Here is a 19199-nt window from a genome sequence, read left to right as displayed (position 1 = left end):
GCCAACGGACGAGTATGAATCAGATACCCGGCGGACTACGGACCGACCAGCAGCCGCCGATGGCGATCCCGCTTCGCCACTTCGTCCTCTCGCTTGCCTTTCTCGTCGTCGGGGTCGTCGGCGGCACCGCGATGACGGTCGAATCGCTCCCCGGGCTGGCCGACCTCGCCTACGTCCACGCGCTCCTGCTTGGTTGGGTCGGGGTGACGATCATGGGCGCGATGACGCAGTTCGTCCCCGTCTGGTCCGGCGTCACGATCCACTCGCGGCGGCTCGCCGTCGCACAGCTGTGGCTCGTCGTCGGCGGCCTGGTCGCGTTCGTCCCGATCCTGCTCGTCGGCGACCTCGCCTGGCTCCCCCTGGCTGCTGCGGCGCTGCTCGCTGGCATCTGGCTGTTCGTCTACAACGTCGGCCGCACGCTCCTCCGGGCCCGACCGCTCGAGTTCACGGAACGTCACTTCGCCGTCGCCCTCGCCTGCTTCGCCGCGGTCGCGCCGCTCGGGTTCCTGCTCGCCGTCGACTTCACGACGCCGCTGCTCGAGGGCGTCCCGTTCGCCAGGGGCGAGGTCGTGCTCGCCCACGCGACGCTCGCACTGTACGGAGCCGTAATCGGGACGATCATCGGCGCACTGGTCCAGCTCGGCCAGATGTTCGCCCAGTACGACCTCACGGCCCTCGACGACCGCCTGCTGGCCGTCGAACAGCCGCTCTTTCCGGCAGCGATCCTCGCGCTCGCGGCCGGGCGCGGGCTCGGCATCGAACCCCTCGCCCGTGTCGGCGGGGTCGCCCTTCTCGCCGCGCTGCTCACCGTCGCGGTCGTCGTCGCCCGGATCCTTGGCGGGTCGACCGCGGACCGCTCGCCGATGACAGACCGCTACTGGGTGGTCGTCGTCTCGCTGGTCGCCTGGAGCGTCCTCGCGCTTCCCGCGTGGTGGTCCGACCCGCTCGGCTACGCCGGCCTCTTCGGCCACCCCGACGCGACGAACCTGCTCGTGTTCGGCGTCTTCGCCTTCGTCGTCGTCGGCTCGCTGTACCACATCGTTCCGTTCATCATCTGGCTCGAGGAGTACAGCGATCGGCTCGGCTTCGAACAGGTCCCGATGATCGACGACCTCTACGACGACCGTCTCGAGCGGGCCGACCTCGCCCTGACGGTCGTCGGCGTCGCCGCGATGGTCGCGACCCCGCTGGCGGCCCTGCCCGGAATCGCCGTCACCGCCGGCGGGGCGGTGGCGACCGTCGGCTTCTGTCTGTTCGTCGCGAACATGCTGCTGACGATCCGCCGGCACGGGCCGGACGGGCTCGTCGGCGTGTTCACGACGCTCGAGGACGGGGAGTCAGGGGAGGAAAGCGAGCCGGGGCCGGACGTCGATATCGGGGTCGATGGTTCGGGCGGGTCCGAACCCGAAGCCGGCCCCTGACTCTAGGTCAATCCCCGCTCGAGGAAGACGGTCCCGACGACGGTCGCGTACAGGACCGCCCCGACCGTCGAGAGCGTGCGCCCGAGGGAGACCGCCAGTGCCGTTCCAGACCCGCCGGCACCCGAGAGTAACCCACCCGCCTCGAGGGTGAGGCCGACGGCGAGCGCGACCACGGCGGTCCCGGCGGTCCGATCGTCGACGAACCGGGTGGTGGCGATACCCGGCGGGTAGAAGTAGTAGGTGACGCCGACGACTGTCAGCCCGAGGAAGCCACCGACGGCGAGCCGGTAGTGGGCGTCGAACGCGGCCGCGCCCGCGCCGAGATCCGGCCCGAGGGCGAACGAGAGCCCGAGCAACGCCGCGAGGACCGCGAAGGCGGCCGCGACGAGAACGGTCCGACCGCCCACCCGGGGTCGATCGCTCCGACGATACATGTCGCCGTACGCGGCCGCGAAGCCGACGAGCGCGGTCGCTAGGAGCGTGGCCCCGGCGCGAAAGAGCCAGCCGCCGTGGAGGTCGGCCGCGAGCAGTGCCGGTCCCACCACTCCGGTCGCGAGCACCGTGACGACGAGCGGCCGCGAGGGCGAGACGACCAGCAGCCGCGGGAGGAGACGAAACCCGACCGCGAACACGAGCAGTGCCGCAGTTCCCGCCGCGAGCAAGTGCGTAACCCCCGGGCCGGCCGGGACGAACGCTGGGAACCCGCCCTCGAGGCCGAGGGCACCGACGAGCGCGAGCGACGAACCCGCAAGCAGGTACGCGAGCACGAACGGAACGGCGCCGTTCGCGATACGGTCGACGGGCCGCCGGTGGGCGTTCGCGCTGCCGGTGCCCGTCTCGCTCCCAGTGAGGTTATCACTGATCGTCCAGCCGAGCGCGCCGACGAAGACCAGACAGCCGCCGAGCCAGAGGGCGAGTCCGGTGACCTCGAGGATGGGTGGTCCGACGCCAGCGGCCCCGAGAAACGCCCCGACCGTTCCGAGTGCGGCAAGCGGCAGGTGGATCACGACCGCCGTCGGGACGGCGAGTTCGCGCGCGAAGTACGACGGGATCAGGGCGTAGGCTTTCCCGAAAACGACGTGGAGGACGAAGCCGTTGACGCCGAGCACGACCGTCGCCGACCGAGGATACCCGGCCAGCGCGGCCAGTTGCCAGGCAACGAAGAAGCCGACGCCGGTCGCGACGAAGAGACGCGACCAGCGGGTGACGGTCGCCGTCGCGGTGCCCGCTGGCGCACCCATCCTAGAACGGCGACCGCGTCCGCCGATCGTTCTCGTCGTCCCCGTCGGCAGACCGGTCCTTTCCGGGGATCTCGCCAGTCTCGAGGTACTCGGTCTCGAGTCGCTCGAGGGCCTCGTTGAGCCCCTCGGCCTGGTGGTGGGTCGGATCGACGCGCACCCGGACGAGGTCGTACTCGTGGCGGTCCGAGAGGCCGTTCCAGGCCCGGAACGATCCCTTCGTCAGCGCGTCGGCCTGCGGACAGAACTCCGTCGTCGGGGAGAACTCGGCCCGCAGCACCGACGGGTCGTCGGCGTCGACGGCGTAGCGGTAGCCCGCCTCGGGGTGGCGGTGATCGAGGTTGAGCCGGGCGAGGTTGTAGCCGAACGTCGCATCGTAGACGCCCCGCTCCTCGAACAGTTCCTCGGTCAGTTCGTGAAAGGCGACGTGGTCCTCCTCGACGAGCACGTCGTGGCCCGCGAGGAACGGACCGGGGTCCGGGAGGTGCTCGGGAACGAACTCGGACACGTCGTCGAAGCCGTCGCCGTCCGCGTCGGCCCCTCTCGAGAACGGATTCATCTCGGATCGAGATACGGTATCGATGGCCCAGTAACTCGTCCCGAACATGTACCCTAACTCTTGTGTCCTCGCTTCTGCGCCGACACGTCGACACGTGTCCCGTTCCCGGCTACGCGTCCGCGCCCGGCCGATCGAACGTCACGTCGCCGGTGACGCCGTCGACGTGTGCCTCGAGCGGTTCGTCGGCCGACGTTTCGAACGGCACCCGCCAGGTCCCGCTGATCCGGTAGATTTGACCAGAAAGCGGCGTTTCCGGATCGTCACCGCGGTCCTCGAGCGCGTCGCGGGCGAGTCGCTCGGCCTCGTCTTCCCCCTCGATCCGGAGGTCCTCGGCAAGTCGGACCGTGACGACGGGGATGTCGGCCATCCGAACGATGCGTTCCGTGACGCTCCCGACCAGCACGCGATCGAGCCCTGTCCGTCCCTGGGTCCCCATGACGATCGCGTCGATCCCCTCCTCGTCCGCGTAGTTCAGGATCTCCTCGTGGGGAACCCCCTGGCGGACCGCAGTCGCGGCGTCGATGCCGCGACGGTCGGCTTCGAAGGCCACGTGATCGACCGCCCGACGGGCCGCCGGCGCTGCGTCCTCGCTCTCGAACGTGCCCAGCGGTCCCTCCGGAACGATCGAGAGGGCGTGAACCGTCGCGTCGAACCGCTCGGCGATCGTCAATCCGTGTTCGATCGATCGCCGCGTGTCGTCGCTCCCGTCCGTCGGAATGAGGACGTCGTCATACATCGGTCGACAGTTGGGAAGGCGACCATAAATAGCCTCGACCCACGCTCGGCGGCTGACGGGTCGAGCGAGGAGGAGACTACTCGGCTACTCCGCCCCCCGAACGAACGTGACCGGGCACGGCGAGGACAGCAACACTTCCTGGGCCGTCGACCCGAAAACCGCCTTCCCTGCCGGCGAGCGCCGACGGCCGCCAACCAGCACGCGGTCCGCGTCGACGTCGAGCGCGAGGTCGACGATCGACGGGCCGTGATCCCCGACGGTACCCCGGACCTCGTATTCGACGCCGTGTTCTTCGAGCGCCGTCCTGAGTTCGCGGATCGTCGAGTGGCGGGCCGCGACCTCGTCGGGGTCGACGTCGGCGCCAGTCTCGAACTCGAGGCGCTCGAGTACCTCGTCGTACTCGTCGCTCGTGAAGACGTGTGCGAGCACGACGGTCGCGTCCGCGGGGGCCGCGACCTCGAGGAGCGCGTCGCTGAGTTCGTCGGTTCGATTCGCGTCGCCGGGTCCGACGGCGAGAAGTACCGTCTCGAGTGCTACGGTCATACCCCCAGTAAAACGTGCGGGTAACGTAAAACCACGCGTGTGATACGCGCCGTGGGACGATCGGATCGAACTCCGGCAGACCATGCAGGACTCCGATATACCGTCGCCGACTTCCGCTTCCGGGCGACTTTTCCACGCGCTCGCCAACCACCCGGCATGGACGGACCGGATCTCTCGGACCACACCGTACTCGTCACGGGAAGCGCGAAAGGCGTCGGCCGCGAACTCCTGCTTTCGACGGCCGACTGCGGGGCCAGGACGGCCGTTCACTACCACACGAGCGCCGACGCCGCCCGCGAGGTCGTCGACGAGGCGCTCGAGCGCGGGGCCGAAGACGCGACGACAGTTCAGGCCGACGTGACCGATCCCGGAAGCGTCGACGGGCTCTTCTCTACCGTCGAAGCCGAACTCGGGACCGTCGACGTCCTCGTGAACAACGTCGGCGACTTCGCCCCGACACACTGGGAGGACCTCGAGTTCGAGACGTGGAAACGAGTCTTCGCGACCAACGTAGACGGTACCTACCTCTGTTCGAAGCGGGCGCTACCGGCGATGCGCGAAAGCGAGGACGACTACGGACGGATCGTCAACGTCGGCTACGCCTCCTCGGAGAAGGGGCTCGTCAGCCCGCGAAACTTCCCGTACTTCGCCGCGAAGGCGAGCGTGTTGATGTTCACGCGCATGCTCGCGGCGGACACCCAGGACGACGGGATCACGGTCAACGCCATCTCGCCGTACGTCGTCGAGAACTCCGACGTGTTTCCGGACGAACTCCCGCGGGACCGCCCCGCGACCTACGAGGATCTGGTCCAGCCGCTTTACTTCTTCCTCGATCCCGAGACCGACTACGTCAGCGGCGAGAACGTCGAAGTCGACGGTGGCTGGTTGCCAGAATCCGTCTGATCGTGGTCGGTTCGAGTCAGAAGGGGGAGACGTGGAGGGTGCTCGACCCGTCTTACGATCCGTCGGAGACGCGCCAGGTCGTCGCGGACGTGTAGGACCACTTCTCGATTTCGATGTCCTCGACCGCATCCTGTAGCTGGACCATCAGCGCGCCGATTTCCTTCGGCGAGAGGTCCACGTCGTCCGCGATGAACTTGCCTTTGACGTAGAGGTCGCCGGACTGGCGCTCGAGTTCTTCCTTGAAGTAGTCGACGAGCCGCTGTGCCTTGGAGGAGTGCTGTGCGGACTGTGACTGTGACTGGGTCTGGGTCTGGGTTGCGCTCGTACTCATAGTTTTGTTAGTGGGGACTGTGATCGTGACCGATGATTGCACACGCGCTGTACGCCGCGAGGAACCCGACGACGGTCGGCGGGGAGACCGACGTGGCTCCCATCGAAAGCGCGACGAGAGCCACCGCCGGCAACAGGATCGTCAGCCAGAACGCGATCGCTCGCACCGGAGGGAGGACGGATTCGCTCACGGCAGACGCCACTCGCCGGGCGGCGGGGCGAGCGTGAGGATCCGTGTTCGGGGTCCGCAACATGGTTCGACTCACTCTCCCCTTTCCCCTCCGACCCCATATAAAGGACATATCATTAGCTGTGATTCACTTTGTTTCACGAATTACGGCACTCGTCGGCCGTTTCGAGTCGTTTTATAGGGCTCATAAACCGATTCAGAAGCCCGTAGACGTTTTAGAACCGTCGCTAATTCTTTCATTTCCGTTCGACGAATCCCGGTGAATTCACGACTCCGGTTCGGATTTACTCGCGACCTCGGGTCGAATTCGTCGGTAATCCCCGCTGGAATCGTCGGTCGGAACGGGCACGCGCGACATCGCGTCCACCGACGCCGCGGTCGACCTTCCCGTACTTCGCCGCGAAGGCGATCGATCCTGGAGGATGGCTTCGAGACGTGACCCTAGAAGGGGAGATCGAGATCCAATTCGCGTTTCGCGAACGTCGCGAGCATGGGCAGGTCGCCGGGCTCGAGCAGTCGCATGATCGCCCGGACGTTCCCCTTGTTGGCTTTCGCCAGCGTCTCGTCGTCCAGCCGGTTCAGGTCCGCCATCAGCTGATCGTACCGTTCGTTCCCCGCGAGATAGAGGAGCTTCGTCATCAGGAGGCGGCTGCGCATGTTCGGCGCGACCTCCCGGTGCCACAGCGTCTCGTAGACCTCGAGGTTCTCCGCGGACGGCTCGAGGTCGCCGTGTTTGAGACAGCTGTCAGCCGCGGCGGCGGCCATCCGCCCGGACTGCATGCACTTGTTGATGCCCTCGCCCCAGAGCGGGTCGACCGTCGGGACGGTGTCGCCGATCGCCATGAACCGGTCGGCGTGCATCTTCCCGGGCATCTGGATGTGGGCCGAACCGCGGTGTTGCTTGCCCTCGATGCGCTCGGCGTCCGCGAACCGCGGGTCCGTCTCGAGCCAGTGCTCGAGGTAGTCGTCGATGGTGTAGCTGTCCTTGGCGTAGCGCTGGTGGTAGCCGTTCTGGATGTAGCAGAGCCCGACCTTCGCCGTGTCCTCGCCCGTGTGGAAGATCCAGGAGTAGCCCCCCGGCGCGATGTCGTGGTCGAGTCGCAGCATCATCGCGTCGTGGAGGTCGGCGAATCCGGGGCGGTCGATGTCGATTCCCTCGAGTTCGTACTCGATCCCGATCGCGTGGTTCTCGCGCTGGAGGTCGCTGACGCCGAGTTCCTTCGCGATCGGTGCGCTCGGGCCGGTCGCGTCGATCACGATGTCGCCGTAGACCTCCTCGTCGCCGTTGTACCGGACGCCGACGATTTCCCCGTCGTCCATAATCGGACCCGTGACGCGCGCGCCGAACCGGTACTCCGCGCCGTCCTCGCGGCTGTCCTCGACGAGGAACCGCTTGAAATCGGCAAACTCGAGGACGGCACCGGGCTGTTCCCGAACGTAGTGGTCGGTCGGCGACTCGAGGACGACGCTGTCGGTGTACTGCATCACGACGTCGTCGGGGATCCCGAACGAGGCCATCATCGACGGGAACGTTCCGGCGGTCGATTTGTTGCTCTGGCGGGGGAACTCGTCTTCCGGCTCGGTTTCCAGGACGACGACGTCGTATCCTCTCGTCGCGAGATCGCGGGCGCACTGTCCGCCGGCGGGTCCGGCGCCGGCGATCACTACGTCGTAGCGCTCGTTCATGAACTCGGAACTGTCTCGGAGCCTAATTAGTCTGTCCGGTCTCTCCGCGGTATCAGTATCCGGACAGATATTTCACCTGATCATTGCGGGCAGATCACGTCCCCGGTGACGTCGCGCTGTTCGTTTTCCACGTACGATGGGCAACGCCTTGTGTCTGCCGTCGGCGACCGCGTACCTTTTTGCTCCGCTCTCGAAAACCAAGGGATATGGTCGACGTCCTCGACAACAAGCGGGCCGCGACGCGGTTCCGGATTCTCGTCCAGATCGCCGAGCGCCAGCCCGCCGTGAGCCAGGGGGAGATCGCCGAGGAAGTCGGCGTCACGAGCCAGGCGGTCAGCGAGTACATCCGTGAACTGGTCGACGACGGACTCGTCGAGAAGGAAGGACGATCGCGGTACCGCGTCACCAAGGAAGGCGTCGACTGGCTGTTCAGGGCCGCCGACGACGTCCGACGGTTCGCGGACCACGTCACGGGCGACGTCCTGGGTGCGATGAGCGAGGATGCCTACATCGCCCTCGAGGACATCGAGGAAGGCGAAACGGTTTCGCTGTTCATAGAGGACGGACTGCTCCACGCCGAACCGGGCAGCGAAGGCCCCGCGACCGGAATCGCGACCACCGACGCCGAGGCCGGCACCGAGGTCGGCGTCACGAGCTTCGAGGGCGTCATGGATCTCGAACCCGGCTCCGTCACGGTGTTGCAGGTCCCCAGCATTCGGACCGGCGGCAGTCGTGCGATCGACGACGACACCGTCCGCGACGCCTGTGCGGGCGCCGATCGAGTCGCCGCGACCGGCATCGAGGCCATCGTGGCCTGCCGGCAGACCGATGTCGAGCCGTCCGTCACGTTCGCCGTCGGCGAATTCGCCGCGGACGCCGCCGAACACGGCCTCGAGGTCACCGTCGTCGCTACCACGGACTCCGTCGGCCGCGTCACCGACGCGCTCCGGGACGCCGACGTCTCGTACGAAGTGCTCGAAGGGTAGATCCGAGAGACGACTCGAGTGAACTCTCGGACCGGAGATCGGAAACGGGGAGAAGGGACTCGAGGATTCGCGACCGGCTCAGCCGATGTACCGCAAGTCGTCGTCCGTCGGGACGTCCATCCCCTGTTGCTGTTCCATCTCCTGGATCTTGCCGACGACCTCCTCCATCTCCTCGGCCCGCTCGTCCAGGGACTCGTACTCCAGTTCGAAGCCGAGCAGTTCCTCGAGGGTCTCGAGGACCGCACGGGCGCTTTTGGGATCGACGATGTAGCCACTCGTCTCGCCCATCAGACAGGCTGCGTCGAAGCCGCGGCGGTCCCCCAGACCGAGGAGGAGCCCGGAGACGCCGACGATGCCGCCGGCCGGCTCGTCCTCACGGAACTCGACCCCGGCGTCCTCGAACTCGTCGCACATCGACTCGTCGCTGACGGCACCGACGACGGCGTACTCGTCGATGAGTTCGCCGGTCGGGACGCCACCCAGTGCGAACACCTCGTTCGCGCCGAACTCCTCGGCGACGTCGAGGAAGGCGTCGGTCAGCACGTAGTGGCCCTCGTTGGACTGGGCCTGGTGGTCACCGGTCAACAGGAGCAGGTCCCGCCCATCCTCGACCGAGACGGCGTGGATCTCCGTACAGGTCAGCTCGGAGACGCCGTCCTCGACGCTGACCTGTGGCGGGAACTCCCGGGAGTAGATCCGGCGAACGAGCGTGCTCTCTCCCGCGAGCTCCTCGAGCAAGTGATCGACGGCGAGCTTGCCGACGTGTCCGACGCCGGGCAACCCCTCGACGAGCACGGGGTCGTCCAGTTCCGCTTCGGCGACCGCGTCGACCTCGAGTTGGTCCATACCCGTATCAGCGATTGCGACGCTTAAGAGACCGTCGGTACTCGCCGTACGGGTCCTCGGGGTCGAACGGTGCCGGGGCGCTGTTCTCCGCGTCGGCCCCACACTCGGGACACTCGGCAGAAAGGGTATACACCGGGCGGTCGTGTCGCTCGCGCCACGCCGAACACACCCGGATGTCGGATTTCATTTTCGTCTTCGTCCTCGCCTATTCCTCGTCGGTGCGGCGCTCGCGGTGATACTCGCCCTCGCCGCCTTCCTCCTCGATCGCGGCGATCGCGCGTTCGGCGCTTTCCTCGAGTTGGGATTCGGCAGTCTTGTAGTTGGGCGCCTGCACTTCGATGCGGTACTCGGGTGCACCGACGTAGCTAACCTCGAGGTCGACTTCCTCGGGGACCTCGCCGTTGCCTTCGGCGGCCTCGAGCGCTTCGCGGATGCCGTCGACGCCGGACGGCGACGGGTTCTCGAGGTCGACGTAGCCGGTGACGTTGACGTACGGCACCGAGACGTTCTCCCGGGCCGTGTCGACGATCGAGTCGATCTCCTCGTCCGAGAGGTCAGTGTCCTCGAGAGCCTCGTCGCCGTGGATCGCAGCCTGCTTGAAGCCGTCGTAGAGGCTTCCGTGGGCCCCGATCAGTTCGTTGGCGATGGCCGTGTAGGTCTCGTCGTCGGCGTCTTCCCCCAGCGCGAGTTCCATCCAGTTGTCGGCCTTCTGCTCGTTTTTCCACTGCTGGATCTTCTCGGAGCGCTGGTGGTCGTTGACGTCCTTCAGCGACAGGTCGATCTGCTGGGAGTCTTTGTCGACGTCCAGCACCTTACAGACGACGATCTGGCCCTCGCGGACGTGGTCGCGGACGTTCTTGATCCATCCGCTGGCGACCTCGGAGATGTGGATGAGGCCACGCTTGTCCTCGTACTCCTCGAGATCGACGAAGACGCCGAAGTCTTCGATCTCGTCGATCTTGCCGACGACGAGTTCGCCGGAGTCGGGCCAGCCGCTGTATTTCATCGTGACTCGACTGTTTCGACGATCTCGTGTTCGATCTCGGCCTTTCCACCGGTCGGCCGGGCGAGCGTGGTTCCGCAGACTGCACAGGCGACCTCCGTGGAGGCCTTGCCGAAGACGACCTGTTCGTTCTCGCAGTCACCGCAACGGACGCTGTAGAAGTTTCCTGCCATCGTAATCACTCCTGGAACTCGAGTCGGCCGGCGCGCCATCCCTCGCGGAGGTGGGCCTTGCCACACTCGCTGCAGCGGTACTTGAGGTCGGTCTTCTTGGTCGGCTTCTCGCCGGCCGGCACCTTCGAGAAGCGACCGGAGTTACCGATGCTCGAGGTGTGTCGCTCGGTACGCCGAGCGTCCCACTTCATCCCCGACGAGCGGCCGGATCGGGCCTTCTCGACTTCGTGTTCGTGGTGTTCGTTGCAGTGCGGGCAGTACGTATTGAATCGGCGTGGCATCTGCATCGTTATCTCACTTGCCGTGGCCTAAGACGGGGCCGTTTAAAACCCGTTTGGTTCGTTGTCGTCGGCCGACGGAATGGGGGCGAAGGGCTGTCCGATCGAACCGACGACCACCGGGACGCCGGGAGAGCGACCGAGTGCGTCACGCGTTCGAAGCGTTTAATCGTCCCTCTTCCGAACTCCGACCTATGAAACAGCTCATCATCTACGGGGACCCGGGGATCCGAAAGGGCGCCATCGTCGAGTACGACGGCGAAGAGGTGGTCTGTTTCGGGATCAACCGCAACGGCGAGTGGCACGGCCCCGAGGACGTCCAGCTCTGGTGTACCGTCGGCGACCAGTCCGAGTACGAGGACTACGAGAAGCGAAACTACGTCCCCCACTTCCTCGACGTCGATCGCGTCGACGCCGACGACGTCGACGTGATCCGGGCGAACGGCGACCTCGCACTGTAACGCCGACCGCGCCTCGCGCGGATCGCCGCACCCGATCGCTCGCCGACCGTTTTTGCTCCGGGTACCTCGTCCCGTCGCACCCGACGTGTCACCTCCCGACAGTCGGTTCCCGCTCACCACAACTGACAGGCAAGCTATCATTTTCAGTACGTTTTTGAGGGATCGACGGGACCCTACGGACGAATGAGCCGGACGCTCGGTCTCGTCGTTCCGGCGTTTCGCCCGAACGTCGATGCCCTCCGCGCGTACGTGTCGGATCTCGACGAGCGCCTCGAGCCCGCTGCGATCCGGATCGAACTCGACGATCCCCGGCCAGAGACGGTCGAGTCTCTCGAGGCGCTTCCGGCGACGATCAACGCCGTCGACGACCGGCGTGGCAAGGGGGCCGCGGTGACGGCTGGGTTCTGTGCGCTCGAGACGGACGTCCTGGCCTTCGCCGACGCCGACGGGAGCACGGCGGTCGACTCCATCGAAACGATCGTCGACCGGGCCCGCGAAGGGGGTGCGGACCTCGTAGTCGGCACCCGCCGTCACCCCGAGGCCGACGTGCTCTCGAGCCAGTCGGCGCTCCGCGAGCGCCTCGGTGACGCGTTCGCGTGGCTTGCCCGCCGGTTGCTCGCCGTCTCGGTGTCGGATTACCAGTGCGGCGCGAAAGCCATCGACGCGGAGGCCTGGACGGCGGTCTGTCCGCACCTCCGGGAACACGGCTTCGCCTGGGACGTGGAACTGATCGCGCTCGCGGACGCCCTGGGCCATCGGGTCGAAGCGGTGCCAGTGACGTGGGCCGACGCACCCGATTCGACGGTCTCCTCGGTCGAAACCCCGCTCGAACTCGTCCGCGGCGCGGTCCGCGCTCGCCGGCGTGCGACGCGAGTGAGTACGAGCGAGAGGAGAGACGATCAGGGCGGCCACCGCTGGAGCCCCCTCTCGTCCGTCGCGAACCGCCCGTCGGAACCGACGCGAGTGATCGAACGGCTGGAACTCGAGCGGGGAGCGGACGCCGAGTTCCCGCCCGAAGCGGACCCCGACGGGAACGCCGACGATGATTGAGTCCCTGCTCGAGGCGGTCCGAATGCGCGCCCGTGCGCTGGTGTCGATCACGCGATTCGGCCAGTTCGCGGGCGTCGGCGTCGTCGGTGCGGCAGTCGACAACGGCGTCTTGCTGTCGCTCGTGGAACTCGTCGGGATCGGGTTCGTCCCCGCGAAGGTCGTCGCCTGGGTGCTCGCGATCGCGGTGATCTTCGCGATCAACGAGGCCTGGACCTTCTCGACGTACGGACGGATGGCCCCACGGGCGCTTGTCAAGCGCCTCCTGCGGTCGTACACGGTTCGATTCGGCGGCTTTCTGGTCACGCTGGGCGTCTACGCGGCGCTTATCGAACTGTTCGGTGTCTGGTACCTGCTCGCGAACGTGGTCGGTATCGCCGTCGGCTTCTTCGTCAACTACACGTTCGAGAGCCTCTTTACCTGGAAGGTCCACCGTGAGTAGCGACAGAAATCCCCACACGGCAGCGGAATCACAACCCTTAACTAGTGCACTCGGTTACGATGAGGTAGCGGGATGGGATAGCCAGGAGATTCCGGCGGGCTCATAACCCGCAGATCGGTAGTTCAAATCTACCTCCCGCTACTTTTCGCCGCGAACCTAACGAGACACGGAGACGAGTCCCCCGAGCGGCGAGAGTAGCTAGCGGCTCTCGTTACTATTTCGAATTCGTCGGGATAACGGCCCTCAGTACGCTTTCGAGCGGTGAGCGACCGGTATATCGTTCAAACCGTCTCGAGGCCGGAACCGAATCGCTCGGATGCCACGACGCCTCGGTCGGTCTGGCCACAAGTATTTCCCGGGAATGTCTCACGATCCCACACCTGTTTTCACCCCCGAGTTCCAACGCCGGGGTATGTCAGGCCAGCCCACGTCGCTCCTCGAGCGGTTTCGGAACCCAGAGTATACGGGCGACAATCGCTGTCTCCCGTGTACCGCGGTCAACATTGTCATCGCGGCCGTCGCGAGCGCGCTGCTCGCGGTCGTCTCCGCCGGCGTAGGGGCCGTCGCCTTCGTCGCCTCGCTGCTCGCTATCTACCTTCGCGGGTATCTCGTCCCCGGGACGCCGACGCTCACCAAGCGGTACTTCCCCGATCGCGTCCTCGCGCTGTTCGACAAGGGGCCGCATCCGGTCGAGGAGACGCGGGCGGCGAACGCCTCGACGGCTTCCGGCGGGACCGAGTCCGGAAACGGTTCGCCGGTCGAGAACGCCGCGGCCGAGAGCGACGCCGGCGATCCCGACGACGAGGAGTGGGAAACCCTCGAGGAACTCGAGCGCCACCGCGAGGAGGCGGTCGATCCCGAGACGTTCCTCCTCGAGGTCGACGTCGTCGAACCCTGCGAGGACGCGGACGACCTCTGTCTCACTGACGGGTTCGCCGACCGCCTCGAGGGAGCGATCGACCGCCACGCCGATCACGTCGGCGACCCGGACCCGGCCGCAGTCGCCGACCTGTTCGGCGCGGAGTCCGCGGCCGTCGAGGTCAAAGACCGCGAGTACCCCGCTATCGAGGTCGGTCGTCGAATCCACAAGTGGCCCGGGGACGCGGCGCTGATCGCCGACCTCGCGACCCACGAGGCCCTGGATGCCTGGACGGACCGCTGGGAGACGGTGCCGCGAGGACAGCGCGTCGAACTGCTCGAGGCGCTCCGGTCGTTCCACGACGCCTGCCCCCAGTGTGGCGGCGCGATCGAGTTGAACGACGAGACGGTCGAGTCCTGCTGTCGCGCCTACGAGGTGCTCGCGCTCGGCTGTCGCGACTGCGGGGAGCCCCTGCTCGAGTTCGACCCGACCGAAATCAGGGGACAGGACAGCGACGGCGGCGTCCAGCCCTGACGAAGGGTTACCGCCGCCCCGTATCGACCCGCGGATCGAGGCTGTTGTACGCGAGATCCTGGACGACGTTGCCCGCGATGCCGACGCCGATGATGACGAGGGTACACCCGAGGACGACCGGCAGGTCCCGCGCGTGGACGGCGTCGAAGAGGAGACGGCCGAAACCGCCGATTCCGAACAGCGACTCGATCACGAAGACGGCCAGGACGAGCAACGCGAGCGCCTCGGTAAACAGCATCGAGAAGAGAGGGATCGCCGCGTTGCGGACGATGTGCTTCGCCACCCGCAGGCTCCCCGCACCCTTGGCCTCGACCAGGGTCACGAAGTCGGCGGACGCGTACTCGAGCGAGTGGGCCCGCGAGTAACTCACGTAGCCGCCGAGCAGGGTCGTCGCGGTGAGCGCGATCGGCAGGGCGTGATCGAACAGAAGCGCCGAGTTCGGCACCGCCTCGGTGCCGCGCAGCGAGACCAACATCCCGCCGATCCAGAAGTTCGGAACGGCGAAACAGAGGTAGGCCGTGGACAGCCCTGCGTTGGCGAGTCGACTCTCGGGATGCAACGCGGCGTAGACGCCGACGACGAGACCGAGCGCGATCGCGAGGCCGATCGCCGGCAGGATGTACATCGCCGTCCGCACGGTCGCGTCCATCACCATCGAGAGCACCGGATCGCCCGATCCCAGGACCGCCGCGTGGGAGCCGGCTCCGCCATCGGAACTGAGGAAGAACGCTTCTCCCCACTCGAGGGTGAGCATGTTGCCCATCCAGTCCACGTACTGCTGCCAGAGCGGTCGATCCAGCCCGTGGGTCGCGAGGTACTCCTCCATCGCGCGTTCGATCTCGGCCTCATCGGCCCCCACGTACCGCATTCGCCCCTCGAGGCCTTCGGCGACCCAGTCGCGGCTCATCGTGAACGCGGCGAAGACGGCTGTCAGGACGGTCCACGCGGCGACGAACCCCATGGCGAACCGCTTCGCGACGACCCGGAGAAACCCCATCTCCACTCACCTCGCGGGGACGGGGCGGCCGGTCGCGACGGTCGGCCGCGCCGCAGTTCGATACTCACAGCGGCCCGAACGGGGGCGGGATCGGGGATTCGAACCCCGAGACCACCGTAGGGCGGACGGATCGACGGGTCCGATCGAGCGCGATTGCGGTCCGACGCGATCCGGTCGGAGCCGGGAGGGAATCATGGGACGTGGTACCAACGGACCTACAAAAAACGTATCGGTTCCCGGACTTCCGCACCGATACTGGGCGAACTTTTATTATATGGTGGTATCTGTTTACGATCATCCGCCCTCCATGAGTGATACTGACAATACACACCGTTTCGAGCGGGTCGACTGGGAGGAGATCGACCGCTCGGGCCGATCCCTCTCGTCGACGAGGGCCACGGTCGCGGTCAGTCTACTCGCATTTGCCGCACTGTATACCCTCGAGACGGCCGGCATCGTCTCGCTCGGGTGGCACCTCGAGCGCATCGACTGGGTGATCCTCCTGGGGCTCGTCGTGCTGGGATCGCTCGTGGGCGTCCCGGCCGTGCGACGGCCCGAGGTGACCCGTCGGATCATCTCGAGGCTCGTCTCTCGGCCGATTCACGCTGCTGCCGCCGGATTCCTCGCTGCGCTGTCGCTGGTCGGTATCTTCGGTTCCCTGATTCTGGGCTCGCCGGAACTGTCGTTCGCTCACCGGCTCCACGCCCCCTACGGCTTCGCGAGCCAGGCCGGGTGGCACGCCGAGTGTCTCGGCGAGATCCACCAGGGTGAAGGGATCACGCGCTACTGCGAGGGCTCGCTCTCGTATCCGCTAGGAACGAACCATCGGGGTCACCCGATGGGGTACCTGCTCGTCGAAGGCGCACGGATAACCCTCTACGTGCTCGTCTTTACCGCCGCGTTTATCGTCCCGCTGGCATCGACGGTCGGCGTCGTGGCTGGCTTCAGAGGGGGCCGAATCGACGACTTCCTGACGAGCTACATCGACGTCCAGTTGTGCGTGCCCGCGATCGTCGCGTTCTTCATCGGCTACATGTACTGGAACGCCTCCTTGCTCCTGTTGCTCGTGATGTTCGGCCTCCTCAGCTGGGGCGGGATCGCCCGCCTCGTCAGGAGCGAGACGTTACAGCGCCGCGAGGACGGCCACGTACTGGTCGCCCGCAGCCTGGGCGCATCGCCGGTGTACATCGCGAAACGCCACATCGTGCCGAACATCACGAACACGCTCGTCCCGGCGATCTTCCACCTGCTCGCGCTGCTCGTACTGGTCGAGGCCGGGGTTGCGTTCCTGGGCTTTCACGACATCGAACTCTACTCGTGGGGCTCGACGATCCAGGAGGGGCTCGACCCGCCGGTGACCGGCGTCGGGCTCAGGATGGCCGCCCACGAGATCTGGTGGGTCTCGACCCTGCCTGCAGTCGCGCTGACACTGACCCTCGCCTCGCTGAAGCTCGTCGGCGACGGGCTTCGCGACGCGCTCGATCCCCGACAGAACACATGACGCTTCACACCGACGATACGACGGACGGTACCGACGCGCTGGGACGCGGCGACCGCGAGCCCCTGCTGACCGTTCGGGACCTCCGAACACACATCACCACCGAGGGGGACCCCATCCGTGCCGTCGACGGCGTGAGCTTCCGGATCGACCGCGGCGAGACCGTCTGTCTCGTCGGCGAATCGGGCTCCGGGAAGAGCGTCACCTGCCAGTCGCTGACCGGACTCGTCCCCCAACCGCCGGCCGAGATCGTCGGCGGCACGGTCGATTTCGACGGCAACTCGCTGCTCGAACTCGAGGACTCGGATCTTCAGGCGATCCGCGGGAGCCACATCGCCCACGTCTTCCAGAACCCCCAGAGTGCGCTCGATCCGGTCTACACGGTCGGCGACCAGCTCGTCGAGGCGATCACGATCCACGAGACCGTCTCCGAACGCGAGGCCGTCGACCGGGGGATCGAACTCCTCGGGCGGGTCGGCATCCCGAACGCGGCCGCGCGCGTCGACGACTATCCCCACGAGTTCTCCGGCGGGATGCAACAGCGGGTGGCGATCGCCATCGCGCTCGCGGCCGACCCGGACCTATTGATCGCCGACGAGCCGACGACCGCCGTCGACGTGACCGTCCAGGCCCGGCTGATCGAACTCTTCCGGGAACTGATCGACGGCGGGATGTCCCTCCTGCTCGTGACCCACGATCTCCGGGTGGTCGCCGCGCTCGCGGACCGCGTCCTCGTCATGTTCGGCGGAACGATCGTCGAACGCGGCCCCGTCGAAGAGCTGTTCGATCGCCCCGCCCACCCCTACACCCGCGAACTGATGGCAAGCTACGACGGCGTCTCCCGCCGGGACGATCGCTCGGCTCGAGGGGCGATCCCGGGCGACGGCTGCCGGTTCCGTGGCGAGTGTCCCCACGCGGTCGACGACTGTGCCGGCGGCGATCAGCCCGCCTTCCACCCCGTCGAAAGCCGGGACGCCCACCGGGCCGCCTGCGTCTACTACGGCCCGGAACGGGACCCGGCGACGATCGGCGACCCGACGGTGGAAAACGAACGTCGACTGCTCGGCGGACCGGGAGGTGAGAGCCGTGAGTGAACGGATCGGCGGGGCCGACGAGCGCTCCGACCCCCTCCTCGAGGTCGAGGACCTCGAGACCCACTTCCCGATCACGCGGGGATTCCTCCGGCGCGAGGTCGGCCGCGTCCGCGCCGTCGACGGCGTGAGCTTCCGAATCGACCGCGGCGAAACGTTCGGCCTGGTCGGCGAGTCCGGCAGCGGCAAGACGACGACGGCGCTGTCCGCGTTGCGCCTCGAGGAGCCGACCGGCGGCGAGATCCGGTTCGACGGCGAGTCGGTCACGGACCTGTCCGGGGCCGACCTCCGGGCGTTCCGCCGGCGCGCGCAACTGATCGTCCAGGACCCGAACGACGCGTTCAACCCCCGGATGACGGTCGGCGAGGCCGTCGCCGAACCGCTTGCCCTCCACGGAATGAACGACGCCGAGCGGCGCCGGCGGATCGTCGCCGACCTCCTCGAGCGAGTTGGCCTCGCGGCGGACGATGCCGACCGCTACCCCCACGAGTTCTCCGGCGGCGAGAAACAGCGCATCGCCATCGCGCGGGCGCTGGTGCTCAACCCGGACCTGATCGTGGCCGACGAACCCACCAGCGCGCTCGACGGCCGCGTCCAGTCCGACGTGCTCGCCCTGCTCGACGACGTCCGTCGCGAGTTCGACGTCGCCGTCTTGTTCATCAGCCACGACATCGACGTCGTCCGGCAGTTCTGCGACCGGCTCGCGGTCATGTACCTCGGCGAGATCGTCGAACGCGGGCCGACCGCGGAGGTGCTGAACGATCCCGCCCACCCGTACACTCGCGTCCTGCTTGGCTCGGTTCCCAGCCTCGATCCCTCGGATCGGGAACTAGCCCGGCCGCTGACCGATTCCGTTCCCGAACCGAGCGATCCGCCCGCCGGCTGTCGGTTCCATCCGCGCTGTCCCGACGTGATCGCCCCCGCGGACGTCGACCTCGAGCCCGATCTCTGGCGAACGGTCGCAGCCTTCCGGTTTTCCGTCCGGACCGGCGAGCTACCCCCGGAAATCGACGCCGCCCGCGGGACCGAGGACCCGGAGCCAGGAATCGACGAGACGACGGTTCGGGAGGCCTTCGATCTCCCCGGGGAACTCCCGGACGACCGTGCCGAGGAAGGCGTCGCCGCCGCGGCCGAGGCGATCGCCCGCGGTGACCTCGATGCTGCGACCGATACCCTCGCGGAGGCGTTCCCGACGGTATGCGGGCGCGAATCGCCAGCCGACGGAGACCGACACGAGCGCCAGGTCCGGTGTCACCGGTACGATTCGGCCGTCGAGGCGACTCCGCGCTCGTCGTCGCGAACGCTCGAGACCGACGGTTGATGGGTGCAGCCGGCGATCGAGGATCGTATGTAGTAAAAGGCAGGTAGCAGCCTCGAC

At 67.0% G+C, this 19199-nt stretch carries 23 protein-coding genes and 1 tRNA gene; 11 read left to right on the top strand and 13 right to left on the bottom strand.

The window, feature by feature from the left end; all coding sequences use genetic code 11:
• Positions 1-14 precede the first annotated feature (14 nt).
• Complete coding sequence (locus BM113_RS03730; RefSeq protein ID WP_089785433.1) at positions 15-1421, top strand: hypothetical protein; 1407 nt, start codon at positions 15-17, stop codon at positions 1419-1421.
• Between the two features lie 2 nt (positions 1422-1423).
• On the opposite strand, the gene BM113_RS03725 is transcribed toward BM113_RS03730, so the two are convergent.
• The 4 genes from BM113_RS03725 to BM113_RS03710 form a co-directional block, all read right to left on the bottom strand.
• Positions 1424-2662 carry a hypothetical protein gene (locus BM113_RS03725; RefSeq protein WP_089785431.1) on the bottom strand — a complete coding sequence of 413 codons (1239 nt, stop codon included), beginning with the start codon at positions 2660-2662 and terminating at the stop codon, positions 1424-1426.
• Between the two features lies 1 nt (position 2663).
• On the bottom strand, positions 2664-3266 hold the full coding sequence (locus tag BM113_RS03720; protein WP_089785429.1) for a DUF7998 family protein: 603 nt from the start codon (positions 3264-3266) through the stop codon (positions 2664-2666).
• A 61-nt stretch (positions 3267-3327) separates the two neighbouring features.
• Positions 3328-3954 carry a universal stress protein gene (locus BM113_RS03715; protein WP_089785427.1) on the bottom strand — a complete coding sequence of 209 codons (627 nt, stop codon included), beginning with the start codon at positions 3952-3954 and terminating at the stop codon, positions 3328-3330.
• Between the two features lie 84 nt (positions 3955-4038).
• Complete coding sequence (locus tag BM113_RS03710) at positions 4039-4497, bottom strand: universal stress protein (protein ID WP_089785425.1); 459 nt, start codon at positions 4495-4497, stop codon at positions 4039-4041.
• 156 nt (positions 4498-4653) lie between these two features.
• Between BM113_RS03710 and BM113_RS03705 the strand changes: the two genes are divergently transcribed.
• The gene (locus tag BM113_RS03705; protein ID WP_089785424.1) at positions 4654-5400 is read left to right on the top strand and encodes an SDR family NAD(P)-dependent oxidoreductase; all 747 of its coding nucleotides are present in this window, start codon (positions 4654-4656) and stop codon (positions 5398-5400) included.
• 52 nt (positions 5401-5452) lie between these two features.
• On the opposite strand, the gene BM113_RS03700 is transcribed toward BM113_RS03705, so the two are convergent.
• From BM113_RS03700 to BM113_RS03690, 3 genes are all read right to left on the bottom strand, one after another.
• Entirely contained in the window at positions 5453-5731 is a 279-nt protein-coding gene (locus BM113_RS03700) for a DUF7123 family protein (RefSeq protein WP_089785422.1), read from the bottom strand.
• A 7-nt stretch (positions 5732-5738) separates the two neighbouring features.
• Positions 5739-5921: a DUF8028 family protein gene (locus BM113_RS03695; protein ID WP_238593324.1), complete on the bottom strand. Its 183-nt coding sequence runs from the start codon at positions 5919-5921 to the stop codon at positions 5739-5741.
• 440 nt (positions 5922-6361) lie between these two features.
• Positions 6362-7606: a digeranylgeranylglycerophospholipid reductase gene (locus tag BM113_RS03690; protein WP_089785420.1), complete on the bottom strand. Its 1245-nt coding sequence runs from the start codon at positions 7604-7606 to the stop codon at positions 6362-6364.
• A 206-nt stretch (positions 7607-7812) separates the two neighbouring features.
• Here BM113_RS03690 and BM113_RS03685 point away from each other — a divergent pair, with 206 nt between their 5' ends.
• Entirely contained in the window at positions 7813-8592 is a 780-nt protein-coding gene (locus tag BM113_RS03685) for a DUF7839 domain-containing protein (RefSeq protein WP_089785418.1), read from the top strand.
• A gap of 78 nt (positions 8593-8670) precedes the next feature.
• On the opposite strand, the gene BM113_RS03680 is transcribed toward BM113_RS03685, so the two are convergent.
• The 5 genes from BM113_RS03680 to BM113_RS03660 are packed head-to-tail and all read right to left on the bottom strand — an operon-like array spanning position 8671 to position 10901.
• Positions 8671-9438: a proteasome assembly chaperone family protein gene (locus tag BM113_RS03680; RefSeq protein WP_089785416.1), complete on the bottom strand. Its 768-nt coding sequence runs from the start codon at positions 9436-9438 to the stop codon at positions 8671-8673.
• A 7-nt stretch (positions 9439-9445) separates the two neighbouring features.
• Positions 9446-9625, bottom strand: a complete 180-nt coding sequence (locus BM113_RS03675; protein ID WP_089785415.1) for an RNA-protein complex protein Nop10 — start codon at positions 9623-9625, stop codon at positions 9446-9448.
• An 18-nt stretch (positions 9626-9643) separates the two neighbouring features.
• Positions 9644-10444, bottom strand: a complete 801-nt coding sequence (locus BM113_RS03670; protein ID WP_089785413.1) for a translation initiation factor IF-2 subunit alpha — start codon at positions 10442-10444, stop codon at positions 9644-9646.
• Entirely contained in the window at positions 10441-10614 is a 174-nt protein-coding gene (locus BM113_RS03665; RefSeq protein ID WP_007140536.1) for a 30S ribosomal protein S27e, read from the bottom strand. The genes BM113_RS03670 and BM113_RS03665 overlap by 4 nt, the downstream gene beginning before the upstream one ends.
• Before the next feature lie 5 nt (positions 10615-10619).
• Complete coding sequence (locus tag BM113_RS03660; RefSeq protein WP_007140535.1) at positions 10620-10901, bottom strand: 50S ribosomal protein L44e; 282 nt, start codon at positions 10899-10901, stop codon at positions 10620-10622.
• 185 nt (positions 10902-11086) lie between these two features.
• On the opposite strand from BM113_RS03660, the gene BM113_RS03655 reads away from it, so the two are divergent.
• The 5 genes from BM113_RS03655 (at position 11087) to BM113_RS03635 (ending at position 14235) form a co-directional block, all read left to right on the top strand.
• Positions 11087-11353 (top strand): HAH_0734 family protein, encoded by a 267-nt coding sequence (locus BM113_RS03655; protein WP_089785411.1) that lies wholly within the window; start codon positions 11087-11089, stop codon positions 11351-11353.
• A gap of 183 nt (positions 11354-11536) precedes the next feature.
• Positions 11537-12403, top strand: a complete 867-nt coding sequence (locus tag BM113_RS03650) for a glycosyltransferase (protein ID WP_089785409.1) — start codon at positions 11537-11539, stop codon at positions 12401-12403.
• Positions 12396-12842 (top strand): GtrA family protein, encoded by a 447-nt coding sequence (locus BM113_RS03645; RefSeq protein ID WP_007140532.1) that lies wholly within the window; start codon positions 12396-12398, stop codon positions 12840-12842. The genes BM113_RS03650 and BM113_RS03645 overlap by 8 nt, the downstream gene beginning before the upstream one ends.
• 66 nt (positions 12843-12908) lie before the next feature.
• Positions 12909-12983, top strand: a tRNA-Met gene (locus tag BM113_RS03640).
• A 271-nt stretch (positions 12984-13254) separates the two neighbouring features.
• Positions 13255-14235 carry a DUF8054 domain-containing protein gene (locus BM113_RS03635; protein ID WP_089785408.1) on the top strand — a complete coding sequence of 327 codons (981 nt, stop codon included), beginning with the start codon at positions 13255-13257 and terminating at the stop codon, positions 14233-14235.
• A 7-nt stretch (positions 14236-14242) separates the two neighbouring features.
• On the opposite strand, the gene BM113_RS03630 is transcribed toward BM113_RS03635, so the two are convergent.
• Positions 14243-15232, bottom strand: coding sequence for an ABC transporter permease (locus BM113_RS03630; RefSeq protein WP_089785406.1), 990 nt, complete (start codon positions 15230-15232; stop codon positions 14243-14245).
• 307 nt (positions 15233-15539) lie between these two features.
• Between BM113_RS03630 and BM113_RS03625 the strand changes: the two genes are divergently transcribed.
• The 3 genes from BM113_RS03625 to BM113_RS03615 are packed head-to-tail and all read left to right on the top strand — an operon-like array spanning position 15540 to position 19142.
• Positions 15540-16733, top strand: coding sequence for an ABC transporter permease (locus BM113_RS03625; protein ID WP_089785404.1), 1194 nt, complete (start codon positions 15540-15542; stop codon positions 16731-16733).
• Positions 16730-17824, top strand: a complete 1095-nt coding sequence (locus BM113_RS03620; RefSeq protein ID WP_089785398.1) for an ABC transporter ATP-binding protein — start codon at positions 16730-16732, stop codon at positions 17822-17824. Before BM113_RS03625 ends, BM113_RS03620 begins: the two co-directional genes overlap by 4 nt.
• On the top strand, positions 17817-19142 hold the full coding sequence (locus BM113_RS03615) for an ABC transporter ATP-binding protein (RefSeq protein WP_089785397.1): 1326 nt from the start codon (positions 17817-17819) through the stop codon (positions 19140-19142). Before BM113_RS03620 ends, BM113_RS03615 begins: the two co-directional genes overlap by 8 nt.
• The last annotated feature ends 57 nt before the right edge of the window (positions 19143-19199 follow it).

The sequence above is a fragment of the Natronobacterium haloterrestre genome (genome assembly GCF_900112205.1).
GTDB classification, from domain to species: domain Archaea; phylum Halobacteriota; class Halobacteria; order Halobacteriales; family Natrialbaceae; genus Natronobacterium; species Natronobacterium haloterrestre.
Note: the sequence above shows the minus strand (reverse complement) of the source record. Positions and strands in the feature narration are given on the sequence as shown.

Coding starts and splice junctions, on each gene's coding strand:
- BM113_RS03680 (WP_089785416.1), bottom strand. CDS start 9,438: ATGGACCAACTCGAGGTCGACGCGGTCGCCGAAGCGGAACTGGACGAC.
- BM113_RS03725 (WP_089785431.1), bottom strand. CDS start 2,662: ATGGGTGCGCCAGCGGGCACCGCGACGGCGACCGTCACCCGCTGGTCG.
- BM113_RS03620 (WP_089785398.1), top strand. CDS start 16,730: ATGACGCTTCACACCGACGATACGACGGACGGTACCGACGCGCTGGGA.
- BM113_RS03630 (WP_089785406.1), bottom strand. CDS start 15,232: ATGGGGTTTCTCCGGGTCGTCGCGAAGCGGTTCGCCATGGGGTTCGTC.
- BM113_RS03705 (WP_089785424.1), top strand. CDS start 4,654: ATGGACGGACCGGATCTCTCGGACCACACCGTACTCGTCACGGGAAGC.
- BM113_RS03730 (WP_089785433.1), top strand. CDS start 15: ATGAATCAGATACCCGGCGGACTACGGACCGACCAGCAGCCGCCGATG.
- BM113_RS03670 (WP_089785413.1), bottom strand. CDS start 10,444: ATGAAATACAGCGGCTGGCCCGACTCCGGCGAACTCGTCGTCGGCAAG.
- BM113_RS03690 (WP_089785420.1), bottom strand. CDS start 7,606: ATGAACGAGCGCTACGACGTAGTGATCGCCGGCGCCGGACCCGCCGGC.
- BM113_RS03720 (WP_089785429.1), bottom strand. CDS start 3,266: ATGTTCGGGACGAGTTACTGGGCCATCGATACCGTATCTCGATCCGAG.
- BM113_RS03645 (WP_007140532.1), top strand. CDS start 12,396: ATGATTGAGTCCCTGCTCGAGGCGGTCCGAATGCGCGCCCGTGCGCTG.
- BM113_RS03675 (WP_089785415.1), bottom strand. CDS start 9,625: ATGAAATCCGACATCCGGGTGTGTTCGGCGTGGCGCGAGCGACACGAC.
- BM113_RS03685 (WP_089785418.1), top strand. CDS start 7,813: ATGGTCGACGTCCTCGACAACAAGCGGGCCGCGACGCGGTTCCGGATT.
- BM113_RS03710 (WP_089785425.1), bottom strand. CDS start 4,497: ATGACCGTAGCACTCGAGACGGTACTTCTCGCCGTCGGACCCGGCGAC.
- BM113_RS03650 (WP_089785409.1), top strand. CDS start 11,537: ATGAGCCGGACGCTCGGTCTCGTCGTTCCGGCGTTTCGCCCGAACGTC.
- BM113_RS03635 (WP_089785408.1), top strand. CDS start 13,255: ATGTCAGGCCAGCCCACGTCGCTCCTCGAGCGGTTTCGGAACCCAGAG.
- BM113_RS03625 (WP_089785404.1), top strand. CDS start 15,540: ATGAGTGATACTGACAATACACACCGTTTCGAGCGGGTCGACTGGGAG.
- BM113_RS03700 (WP_089785422.1), bottom strand. CDS start 5,731: ATGAGTACGAGCGCAACCCAGACCCAGACCCAGTCACAGTCACAGTCC.
- BM113_RS03665 (WP_007140536.1), bottom strand. CDS start 10,614: ATGGCAGGAAACTTCTACAGCGTCCGTTGCGGTGACTGCGAGAACGAA.
- BM113_RS03655 (WP_089785411.1), top strand. CDS start 11,087: ATGAAACAGCTCATCATCTACGGGGACCCGGGGATCCGAAAGGGCGCC.
- BM113_RS03660 (WP_007140535.1), bottom strand. CDS start 10,901: ATGCAGATGCCACGCCGATTCAATACGTACTGCCCGCACTGCAACGAA.
- BM113_RS03715 (WP_089785427.1), bottom strand. CDS start 3,954: ATGTATGACGACGTCCTCATTCCGACGGACGGGAGCGACGACACGCGG.